The organism is Gleimia sp. 6138-11-ORH1 (genome assembly GCF_024814355.1).
Taxonomy (GTDB): domain Bacteria; phylum Actinomycetota; class Actinomycetes; order Actinomycetales; family Actinomycetaceae; genus Gleimia.
The window spans coordinates 1-11,644 of sequence record NZ_JANUXV010000007.1 but is presented as its reverse complement, the minus strand read 5'-3'; the positions used below and the strand labels follow the sequence as shown (position 1 = coordinate 11,644).

Below are 11,644 nucleotides of genomic sequence, written 5' to 3'. Positions count from 1 at the left end.
AAAACAGCCAGTTTAAGCGGGTAAGACTGCTTCTAAGCCGCCTGCTAGCAAAGCGTCAAAACTTTCCTCAGCGACTACTGGCACGCCCAGGGACTCAGCTTTAGTTGCTTTAGAACCGGCGCCGGGACCGGCAACTACTAGAGTAGTTTTCTTAGATACCGAGGACGCCGCTTTAGCCCCTCGTGCAATAATTGCCGCTTTTGCGCTCTCACGGTCATATCCGGGCATAGTTCCAGAAACTACAATAGTTAAACCAGCCAGAGTTTGGGGAAGTTCCTCAGTAGCTTCGTCTTCCATCCGTACTCCGGCATTGCGCCAGGCAGCAACTACCTGCAAGTGCCAATCAACTTTGAACCAATCGACGATTGACTCAGCGATAGTTGTCCCCACGCCCTCAATAGCTGCAAGTTCTTCCACAGAAGCAGCCTGTAAAGCATCCATAGAGCGGAAATGGGAAGCTAAAGCCTGGGCTGCGGTGGGACCAACGTGGCGGATTGAAAGCGCATTTAGAATCCTCCACAGTGGCTGAATCTTAGCTTTTTCAATCTCTTCTAACATAGTCAGCAGGTCTTTCGTAGGGCGAGGCTGCCCGCCTTCTGCCCAACTCCCGTCCTTACGTTTGCGCCCGGCAGACCAAAACGCATTAACTTGTCGCCAGCCTTCTCCATCTTTAGCTAAAGCAGCAAATTTTTTCGGGAGCTTTCCAAACTTCCACACGTACACGTCTTTCAGCCCCGCAGCGGTGAGTGAAAAAATATCTGCTTCATTACGCAGTACAGGTGTTTGCACGGGGGGGAGTTTCGCTTGGGCCAGCTGATAAAGCTCCCCATGATGGGTTTCGGTTAGCGTATTTTCATCCAACATAAGTAGTTGGGACGCGCCGCCCTCGGAAACTAAAACTACTGGTTCCCCCGCGGCTAAGCTGGAAGCAACTTCATCCCGCTTATAATCTGGCTGAGTCAGGGCTAATGCTGATTCGTCACCCAAACCCTCAATATCAAAAGCAGAACGGCCCCCCAGGAAAGAAATCCGCTCTGTAAGCTGCGCCGGGCAAGTTGCTTGATTTGGGCACCGCAAATCCACATCCCCTTCTTTTGCTGGGGCCAAACCGGTGCCACATGAAGGGCAGGAAGACGGCATTTGGAACTCTTTTTCACTGCCGTCACGCAGGGTTAAAACTGGACGCAGAATTTCGGGAATCACGTCACCGGCTTTCCGCAGTACCACGGTGTCTCCGATTAAAACTCCCTTACGCTTCACTTCATCTTGATTATGTAAAGTGGCTGAAGAAACGTGCGAACCGGATACTAATACTTTTTCTAAAACAGCGTAGGGTGTGACTCGTCCAGTGCGTCCCACCTGAGTGCGAATATCTAACAGTTTAGTGTGAACTTCCACCGGGGGAAACTTGTAGGCAGCTGCCCACCGCGGAGCGCGCGAAGTAGTCCCCAAAGCAGCCTGGAACTGGCGGGAGTCCACCTTAAAAACTAAACCGTCAATCTCGTGGGAAAGCTGCTGGCGGTGGTGCGCGAAATATTCGATTACCTCATCAATCTCACTGTGCTTTTTCAACAGGCGCGTGTAATCTGAAACCGGCAACCCCCAGGAAGCCAGTAAATCATAGCAAGCATGTTGTGAATCAGGCGGAACCGCCCCGGAAAATAATCCAATCCCATGGCAAACCATCGCCAGGGGACGTTTCGCCGTTTCTGTAGCGTCTTTTTGTCGCAGTGAACCCGCAGCCGCATTGCGTGCGTTAACAAAGAGTTTCTCCCCAGAAGCTGCTCTTTGAGAGTTGAACTTTTCAAAATCAGCGGTGGGGAAGTAAACTTCTCCGCGCACTTCTACCTGCTGCGGGTAGTCGCCTTGTAAACGTTTAGGAACATTTTTAATCGTCAAAACATTCGCAGTTACGTCTTCCCCTACGCGCCCATCTCCACGAGTTGCTGCCCGCACTAAAACCCCGTCTTCGTAAAGCAGTGAAATAGCCAGGCCGTCTACTTTAACTTCGGCTAGGATTTCAGGGGCTGTTTCACCTAAGTCAGTTCTGCATCGCTCTAACCACTGGTGGACTGCGGGAACAGTGAATAGGTCATCTAAAGAAAGCATGGGAATTTGGTGTGCAACCGGGGCGAAAGTGTTAATCGCTGTCCCTCCCACAGTTTGGGTGGGGGAATCGGCGGTAACTAGCTGCGGGAAGAGTGCTTCTAGATTTTTAAGGTCTTCAAATAAAGCGTCGTAGGTGGCATCAGATTGCGTTGGAGCGTCCTGCTCATAGTATTCTGCGCGTAAGCGGTTAATTTCTGCTACTAAAGTTTCCCACTGCTGTTTAACCTGCGGGGGGAGGGCCGCTTCGTTTTCCGAATGCTCTGTATTTTCACGCATGGTTTTAGTTTCTCACGGGAAGGAAGTTTTAGGCGTGTCTTTTTAAGTGTTGAATGCTTTTGTGGCATTGTCTGCTTTTAATTTAGTAGCAGTTGGTTTTTTCATGCGAAAACCCCATCTTAATCATTTGTCCCCACTCCAATTTGGAGGTTGGTTATCCACATGATCTGGTTGGGAAAGAGAAAGAAACCCACTTACTTTGCTGGAATCAGAATATGCAGAAAATCCAATCCTCCGCCCTACACTTATACTGCTTAACCGGCCCAGATACCGGTCTGCTTCTACCAATTTCCAACAAATTTATTTTCCTAGGGCGCAGCAGGGAAACTCAAAGAAAAATAACCCAATCCCCGCAGAGCAAATCCTCTAACCCTCCAGATAGTCAAACACCCAGCCACACAATTACCGAGACCGACCAGCAAACAACGGAGCCAAAAGGACACGCAGAAGACATTTCCCTAACCGATCCTAAAACCTCACGAAACCACCTTTTAATTGAGCAAGAAGAAAACCGAATCACCGTAACCGACCTGGGATCACTCAACGGCACCTACTGGGGAAAACTCTTCCACCCATTTCCCGGATTTGCAAAAACCTGGATCTACTGGCGGCGCCTACCCAGCAGTCCCCTTAGCCAAACCATCCAAATTGGCGACCTTCTAAAAATAGGAGGAAATATATGGCAACTACGCGCCGTTGGCGCCCACAGCATATTAGGGCAAAACCCAAATAATCCCCTGGAAAAAGTAGGCGAATCAGGGTGGAAAGAAACGGCGCGCACACCAATACGCGCAAATATGACCGCTTTAAACCATAGGGAAACAGGCGGGGGACTTAACTTAGCTAAAATACGCCGCAGCCTCTTTATTATGCTTCCATTAGTTTCCCTCACCGCCCTCGGACTTAGATACCTGCCCGCCGAAGCAGTATATGGCACGCTAAGTACCCTCCTGCTTGCCCTTAGCTACCAGGTAATCCGCGCAAAACAGAGAAAAAACTGCCAAGCATACTGGGAACCCGCCTATATCTCTCACCTGCCCGTCAGAACCGAAAAGAAAAATAGTGACAACGAACTGATAATCCCCGCGCAACCGACCGTGCAAAACCGCCGGGGAAACGGCAAAATCCAACGCCTAAAACAAACTAACCCCAGCAACCACAAACGAATCTTCTGCCCACCCGGAACCATCCTAGTTGAAGGGAAAAACGCAGCCACCTGGTGCCTAACCCTGGGACTCCTAACCATCTTGAACCTAAAAACAAAAGGAAAAACCCCGAAACTCTACTACGAAAACAATGCAGTAACCGTGAAAACCACCGAATCAGCAGCAAAATGGATTTTCACAACCCAAGCGGAAAACGAAACTATTGAAATGCGGCTGAACCTAGACGAGCCACCACATTTTGCAGGCGCCGGCCTGACCCAACAAATCGAATCTGTCACCACCAAAACAAAAACCAGCAAAATACTCACCCTCACCGACTTAAGAAAACTAGTCGCCCAACAAACAAGCGACCAGTTGAAAACCCGAAAAACAGCCAATCAAGAACCCAAAACAAAACCGACTTCTACAAAAGCAACCCTAAAAGTACCCATCGGAATAGACTCACAAGAAAATATCTACTACCTTGACCTGGTCGAAGCTGGACCCCACGGAATCATCGTGGGCACCAGCGGCTCAGGAAAATCCGTCGCCCTGCGCACCTGGCTACACCAACTGTGCTACACCTACCCGCCAAACCAACTACGCCTAGTCCTTTTCGACTACAAAGGCGGCGCCGCCCTAAGAGAATTCACCGCCTTACCACACGCGGAAGGCCTGGTCACCGACCTAGAACCCAAACAGGCTAAGCGAGTACTAAGTGCTTTAGCTGCAGAAGTAAAACACCGCGAACACACTCTGGCAAAGCACGGATACAGTGACGTTGCCCAATGGCAACAGCAAAACCCACAGACTTGCCCACCGCAAATTATCTGCGTAGTAGATGAATATAAAGTTGTCAGCCAAACCCACCCGCAAGATATAGAAACTCTCTTAGACCTTTGCGCTCGCGGACGTTCGTTGGGGATCCATCTGCTACTTGCCACCCAGTCAGTTGCGGGTATCGTCACCGGACAAATGCGTGCGAATCTGAATCTAAAAGTATCTTTCCGCACTGCCACAGTAGCTGACTCGATAGATCTATTAGGAACACCACTGGCACATGAACTAACCCAAACGGGAGTATCAATCGTGACCAGCGGGGCAGATGAACGAGGACACACGCAGGTGCGCTGGGCAGTAGCTGAACCGCAGGTAGCCAATGGAAAAACAACCCACCCAACCCTATGGAAACCTGCCATAGCAGAGTTGATCGACCAACTAAAGAGGGAAGAGGAATCTAATGGAGGGAGTCTGCTCCGGGTAGAAGGGCAATTTAATGGGGAGAGTCCGCTCCGGGTAGAGGGGCAATCTAATGGGAATAACCAACTTAGCGAAGAATATAAGAATGCTTTTCTGATTGCCGATCAGATTGAGACGCGAAGTTACCTGCCACTGAAATGGGAATCCGCGGTAGTGGCGGTAGTTGCTGAGGAAACACAGCGCACACAGATCTTTAAAACGCTAACTTCCCCCCACTGGATAGACTTACTCCAGTATCCGCCAAATGAGTGGGCGATTAGGTTACATAATGCTGAACAGAAAAAACAAACAGTAGTTATTTTTGATGCCCATCGTTTTATCTCACAGTTAGAACAACAATATGGCCTAGGTATTGGAAGAGAAATCTGGGAAAAACTCTGCCGTCAGGAAAACCGAGTCTTAGTTGGAATAAGTCCAAATGACTACAATCTTTGTCGACTGGTGAGACAAGTGCTTATAAACTGTAGTGCACAACAGGGAAAACACCTGGGATTAGGAGCAAAAGCTGTCAGTGCTCTAAACCTTTTAGAAGATAATGAATTCATTGTTTTGCGCTGGCCGAAAGTAGATCCTGAATCTGCCAGCCTTGCAGTTGGTGTGCAGGGACAAAGATTAACATCTGAAAAAGAAGCTCCAGTCCGATTAGAGGACTTTACTTTGGAAATGCCGTTTTCTTTACTTCAAGCAGATAAAACTAGCCTACAAATCCATACTGAGGTGAAGGCAAGTAAAGAAATTGAAACCCTAATTAGTCGTTTGGAAAACTATTTCGCATCTAAAGGGATTAACAAAATAAATATTGAAATCATGGATAGGGAAGCAGAATCCACCCCCTGTGGGTGGCAAAATGTTGAGACAACTCATCCAAATGTACAAGTTTATTATCGATTGTCACAGCTAGGTTGGAAAGGGCGAAAATTACCATACTTTACAAGGAATTTACTTTGCGAGACTAATGAAATCTGGGCCGTCAATAATAGCAGTTGGTATCAGATTCCGATATAAAAAACATGGGTGAGTAGTTGCACAGAAAAACTCTTAAAAAACGTGGCGTAATCTATTGTGTAAATCCGCGAAATGATACAAACTTGTAATCTGACACTTGGTAATCTCAGTGTGTCACAAGAGATTCTATATAAAGAGAAACGATTTTAGGAGCACAAAAGAAATGGATTGGCGCAGTCACGCAGCGTGTCTGAATGTGGACCCCGAGCTATTTTTCCCAATCGGGAATACTGGTCCAGCAGTTGCTCAAGCTGCAGAGGCTAAAGCTGTTTGTGCTTCTTGTACCGTAATCGATACCTGCTTACAGTGGGCTATCGACAACAACCAGGATTCTGGTGTTTGGGGCGGTAAGAGTGAGGACGAGCGTCGCGCATACAAGCGTCGCAACGCACGCGTACGGCGTGCAGGCTGAAAGAAAGCAAACAGTCCTAGAGTATAGACGGAATAAATAAGGATGGGTGCGGGAGTGATATTCCCGCACCCATCCTTTACCCATCTAAAAGACTAGGTTCTACCGCTAATATCTGCTTCTAAAAAAGCGGCCCCAACGGTTTCAAAAGACGCTCCACCGCCCAATACACCAGGGGGCGCTTACGCCAACTCTCATAGGTGAGCTGCGACGCAGAAGTTAAATCATTGAGGAAAATTTGCTCCATCCGCTTAGCTAGTTCCTTTGAATGGAACTGCATATTAACCTCATAGTTACCAGTTAGAGATAAACGATCCAGGTTAGCAGTACCTACCGTAGTCCAACGTCCATCTACCGTAGCCGTTTTCGCATGAATCATCGCATCTTTGTAAAGCCAGATTTCCACTCCAGCTTCTAATAGAACTTCAAAGAAAGCAGCCGAAATCCAATCGACCACCACATGGTTAGAGTTATGCGGAATGAGGATCTTTACATCCACCCCACGATTTGAAGCAGCGATTAAAGCTCCCAGGATTTCCCGATCTGGAATGAAATATGCAGAAGTTAAATAAATATTAGAATTAGCGCGCTCAAACGCATCCAAATACATTCCCCTTACAGGGTAGAGACGCGCCGACGGGCGATTGTGTGCGGCATGAATCTGCCCGTCCCAATGACGAGCCCCTTTACGAGGAAGCGCGGAATGAATGTTCTTTCGAAAATAGTTCCACATATCAACGAATCCATTTTCTAACTCCCAAACAGATTCGCCCTCGATCCGCACGTGAGTGTCGCGCCACTGCTCGGCATACAACAACCCAATGTTATATCCGCCTACAAAACCAGTATGACCATCAACCACCATTATTTTTCGATGATCGCGTCCCGTATGGCGTAAGTTCAGAGTAAGTGTCCCTAAACGCACATTTGGAATCTTAATTACCTGCAGATTAGGGTGCGTTTTGAACTTTTTAAACCGCGGAGAAACCACCAGGTTCGCAAACCCATCAAAAATGCAATAGACCTTAACACCCCGTTCAGCAGCCCGATATAAAGCTTCTTTAAAAGCATGTCCCACCGGGTCGGACTTCCAAATGTAAGTTTCAAAAAAGATGAACTCTTTAGCGTTGTCGATTGCTTCCAACATATCCGCATAAAGTTGCGTACCCTCAGAATAAGTAGTTACCGCATTGTTTTTCACGAATGAACGAGTTGCCGGTAAAGCTGGGAAACCATCTATTGGCGGAGTGCGTCGTTTACGAATCTCACCAATCGTAATCAAAGTAGCAATGGCACTGAACTGCGCAGCTGCGGTAACAACTGCCGCGGTTTTAATCCCTTTCCAAGCGGTTTGAGAGAGGGAGTTGAGTTTAAGTTTCTTCAGCATAGTATCGATTCTAAGATAATTCCCCACAGGTTTTATTCACAAAATACCAACCGGCAAACAGTGGCTAACAGAACCGCAAGATTCCTCTTATACTAGAGGGTATGTCTACTTTTACTAATGAAGAGGTCCGCTACCTAGCGCAGCTGGCCCATATTGCCTTAACTGAAGAAGAAATTTCAAAAATGGCTTCCGAACTGGGAGTTATCGCCGACTCGGTAGCAAAAGTTGCCTCCATCGTTGACGCGCAGACGCCTTCCACCTCACACCCCATCCCATTGGTAAATGTGATGCGTGAAGACGTTGTCGGAGAACTGCTTGATCGGGAAGAAGTTCTAGCTTCCGCACCCGTAGCCGAATCCGGGCAATTCATGGTTCCCCAGATTCTAGGAGAAGACTGAAATGCAAACATATTTAACTAAGTCAGCGCTGGAACTGGCGCAGATGATGCAAAACGGGGAACTAACTTCAGTTGAACTAACTAAGGCCTGTTTAGAACGTATCGAAAAATACGATGAGCAAGTAAACGCTTTCCTGCACGTGGATGCAGACGGTGCTTTAGCTACCGCAAAAGAAGTTGATGAACTTCGCGCAGCCGGGGCAGAACTACACCCTCTAGCCGGCGTGCCGATTGCATTAAAAGATAACCTGGTTACTCGCGGAATGCCAACCACCTGTGCTTCAAAGATTCTAGCTGGTTGGATTCCCCCTTACGACGCATTCGTAGTTAAGCAAATTAAAGCCGCTAAACTTCCGATCCTGGGGAAAACTAACCTGGATGAATTCGCGATGGGTTCTTCCACCGAGCACTCTGCTTTTGGTTACACTCGTAACCCATGGAATCTAGAATGTATTCCCGGAGGTTCCGGAGGTGGCTCGGCTGCCGCAGTAGCGGCTTTTATGGTTCCTCTCGCTCTTGGTACTGATACCGGCGGTTCAATCCGCCAACCCGGTGCAGTTACCGGCACTGTGGGTGCTAAACCAACCTACGGCGCGGTTTCGCGCTACGGGGCGATTGCGATGGCGTCCTCGTTAGACCAAATCGGGCCAGTTACCCGCACGGTTGCAGATGCGGCAGCACTGCAAGAACTCATCGGCGGACATGACCCCCTGGACTCAACCTCTTTAACTGATGGGGCAACTAACCTTTTAGCTGCAGTTAAATCAGAAGGCGACTTAACCGGCGTGAAAATCGGGGTTGTCAAGCAGCTTTCCGGTGACGGATACCAGTCGGGAGTATTGGATTCATTCCAAACTGCCGTAGAAAAGCTAGTTGCCCGCGGCGCGGAAATAGTCGAAGTTGATTGCCCATCTTTCGACTACGCACTGGCCGCCTACTACTTAATCATGCCCGCAGAAGTTTCTTCCAACTTGGCTCGCTTCGACGGAATGCGTTACGGAATCCGAGTAGAACCAACTGAAGGCCCCATCACCGCACAACGAGTGATGGCAGCAACTCGCGGCGCCGGATTCGGAGCGGAAGTTAAACGCCGCATCATTCTTGGCACCCACGTTCTTTCATCTGGTAACTATGATGCTTTCTACGGGGCAGCACTGAAGGTCCGTACCCTAATTCAGGGTGACTTCGCAGCCGCTTTCGCCAAAGCAGACGTACTGGTTTCTCCAACAGCACCAACAACGGCATTCAAATTCGGGGAAAAGACTGACGATCCGTTGGCAATGTACCTAAACGACGTAGCTACGATTCCGGCGAACATGGCAGGAACCCCGGCAATTTCGGTGCCTTCTGGGATTGCCGAGGACGGTTTGCCAGTTGGCTTCCAGGTAATTGCTCCGGCTCGCCGTGACGACCTAATGTACCGGGTGGCGCGATTCGTAGAAGAAACAGCGGATGTAGCCGCAAGCTGCCCTGCTAAAGATTGGGAATGAGGACGAAAAGATGACTAAGTTAATGAAATATGAAGAAGCAGTCTCTAAGTTCGACCCAGTTCTAGGGCTGGAAGTACACGTTGAACTGGGTACTGCCACAAAAATGTTTGACGCTGCTCCTAACGAATTTGGTGGTGAACCAAATACTTTCATCACTCCGACTTCTCTAGGGCTGCCAGGTTCTTTACCGGTAGTGAACCGCACTGCCGTGGAGTATGCGATTAAAATCGGGTTGGCGCTGAACTGTAGTATTGCCAAATACTGTCGTTTTGCGCGGAAAAACTACTTTTATCCGGACTTAACTAAGGCGTTCCAAACTTCTCAGTATGATGAGCCAATCGCTTTTGATGGTTGGGTAGACGTGGAGTTAGATGACGGCGAGATCTTCCGAGTGCAAATTGAACGCGCCCACATGGAAGAAGACGCAGGAAAGAACACTCACGTGGGTGGGGCCACCGGGCGTATCCACGGCGCAGAGTATTCGCTGTGTGACTATAACCGTGCTGGCGTGCCGCTGGTGGAAATCGTTACTCGCCCAATCGAAGGAGCCGGTGAGCGCGCCCCGGAAGTAGCTGCAAAATATGTCCAGACGCTGCGTGATATTTTCCGTGCGCTGGGTGTTTCTGAAGCTCGGATGGAAAGAGGGAATGTCCGCGCTGACGTTAACGTCTCTTTGCGTTCTTCGGCGGATGCTCCTTTTGGAACTCGTACGGAAACGAAGAACGTGAATTCTTTCCGCGCTATCGATAAGGCTGTGCGTTACGAGATTTCTCGCCAGGCGGCTATTTTATCGGCTGGGGGAAAGATCACTCAAGAAACCCGTCACTTCCACTCTGAAGATGGTTCAACTTCTGCCGGTCGAGAAAAGTCTGATGCAGAAGATTACCGTTATTTCCCAGAACCAGACTTGGTGCCGGTACAACCTGATCCAGTTTGGGTAGAGGAATTGCGCGCGACTATGCCAGAGCTTCCCACAGCTCGTCGCCGTCGGCTGCGTTCTGAGTGGGGTTTCACGGATTTGGAAATGCGCGATGTGATTGCTGCTGATGCGCTGGAATTGATTTTTGAAACTGTCACGGCTGGAACGACGCCTGCTGCCGCACGTAAGTGGTGGATGGGTGAGCTGTCTCGTTTGGCGAAGGAAGCTGAAGTTTCCTTGGAGCAGCTGGCAGTAACCCCCGCGTTGGTGGCTGAGCTGCAGAGTCTGGTAGAAGCTGGCAAGTTGAATGATAAGTTAGCGCGTCAAGCTCTCGAGGGCGTGGTAGCCGGTGAAGGTACTTTACAAGAAGTGATTGCCGGGCGTGGTTTGGAAGTTGTTTCCGACGATGGCCCGTTGATTGCGGCGATTGAACAGGCAATGGCTGATAACCCCGATGTGGTTGAAAAGATCAAGGGCGGAAAGATGGCGGCGATTGGTGCGTTAATGGGGCCAATCATGAAAGCTACCCGCGGCCAAGCCGACGCAAACCGAGTCCGAGAACTAATCATGGAACGCATCTAAAGGTTTTCCTTGAGTTACTTTATTTTCCGGGGGTGGGGTTTAGGTATCTAACCCCCACCCCCGGGGGCTTAGGGGTAAGTAGGTGAAACTGTTCTCAGGAAAAGGCGTTTAGAAAACCAACCGTAACTTAGGTCTGGACTAGACGGAGCTTAACTTTCGGTCAGGACTGTAACGGGGCTTAACTTTCAGTCAGGACTAAGGAGGGCGAAACCATCAGGTTTCGCCCTTTTGCTGCTTGTTGAGTCTTTTCCAATCCCCCCTCCGGAGCGTAACACGCCGAAGTGGTTGTGATGTGGGGGTTGTGTTGGAGCGTAACTCGCCGAGCTGGTGTTTGGTGCCGGAGCGTAACTTGCCGAGCTGGTGTTTGGGGTCGGAGCGTAACACGCCGAAGTGGTTGTGATGTGGGGGTTGTGTTGGAGCGTAACACGCCGAAGTGGTTTTGGTGTGGGTTGTGTTGGAGCGTAACTCGCCGGGGTGGTTTTTGGTGTGGGAGCGTAACTCGCTGTGGGGGTGTGGGTTGTTTTGGTGTTGGGGGTGGTTTTGGTTGTGGTTTGGGGGTTTGTGTGGGGTGTGGTGGTGTTCACGTTGTGTGGATTTGTTTTGTGGGGGTGGGTGTGGGTATAGTTAGTATTCGTTGCGTTGAGCGGTTTGTTTTGTTTGGCGTG

At 49.3% G+C, this 11,644-nt stretch carries 7 protein-coding genes; 5 read left to right on the top strand and 2 right to left on the bottom strand.

What is annotated here, in order from left to right:
• Positions 1 to 12 precede the first annotated feature (12 nt).
• The gene (ligA, locus tag NXS08_RS07210) at positions 13 to 2,385 is read right to left on the bottom strand and encodes an NAD-dependent DNA ligase LigA (RefSeq protein WP_259138960.1); all 2,373 of its coding nucleotides are present in this window, start codon (positions 2,383 to 2,385) and stop codon (positions 13 to 15) included.
• Positions 2,386 to 2,600: 215 nt separating this feature from the next.
• Between ligA and NXS08_RS07205 the strand changes: the two genes are divergently transcribed.
• Positions 2,601 to 5,795: an FtsK/SpoIIIE domain-containing protein gene (locus NXS08_RS07205; RefSeq protein WP_259138958.1), complete on the top strand. Its 3,195-nt coding sequence runs from the start codon at positions 2,601 to 2,603 to the stop codon at positions 5,793 to 5,795.
• Between the two features lie 163 nt (positions 5,796 to 5,958).
• Positions 5,959 to 6,207: a WhiB family transcriptional regulator gene (locus NXS08_RS07200; protein ID WP_259138955.1), complete on the top strand. Its 249-nt coding sequence runs from the start codon at positions 5,959 to 5,961 to the stop codon at positions 6,205 to 6,207.
• 118 nt (positions 6,208 to 6,325) lie between these two features.
• On the opposite strand, the gene NXS08_RS07195 is transcribed toward NXS08_RS07200, so the two are convergent.
• Positions 6,326 to 7,591: a phosphatidylserine/phosphatidylglycerophosphate/cardiolipin synthase family protein gene (locus tag NXS08_RS07195; RefSeq protein WP_259138952.1), complete on the bottom strand. Its 1,266-nt coding sequence runs from the start codon at positions 7,589 to 7,591 to the stop codon at positions 6,326 to 6,328.
• Positions 7,592 to 7,692: 101 nt separating this feature from the next.
• Between NXS08_RS07195 and gatC the strand changes: the two genes are divergently transcribed.
• Genes gatC through gatB form a run of 3 tightly spaced genes read left to right on the top strand, consistent with a single transcriptional unit; the run spans position 7,693 to position 10,979 of the window.
• Positions 7,693 to 7,989, top strand: coding sequence for an Asp-tRNA(Asn)/Glu-tRNA(Gln) amidotransferase subunit GatC (gene gatC, locus NXS08_RS07190; RefSeq protein WP_259138950.1), 297 nt, complete (start codon positions 7,693 to 7,695; stop codon positions 7,987 to 7,989).
• Between the two features lies 1 nt (position 7,990).
• On the top strand, positions 7,991 to 9,478 hold the full coding sequence (gatA, locus tag NXS08_RS07185) for an Asp-tRNA(Asn)/Glu-tRNA(Gln) amidotransferase subunit GatA (RefSeq protein WP_259138947.1): 1,488 nt from the start codon (positions 7,991 to 7,993) through the stop codon (positions 9,476 to 9,478).
• 10 nt (positions 9,479 to 9,488) lie between these two features.
• Entirely contained in the window at positions 9,489 to 10,979 is a 1,491-nt protein-coding gene (gene gatB, locus NXS08_RS07180; RefSeq protein ID WP_259138944.1) for an Asp-tRNA(Asn)/Glu-tRNA(Gln) amidotransferase subunit GatB, read from the top strand.
• Positions 10,980 to 11,644 lie beyond the last annotated feature (665 nt).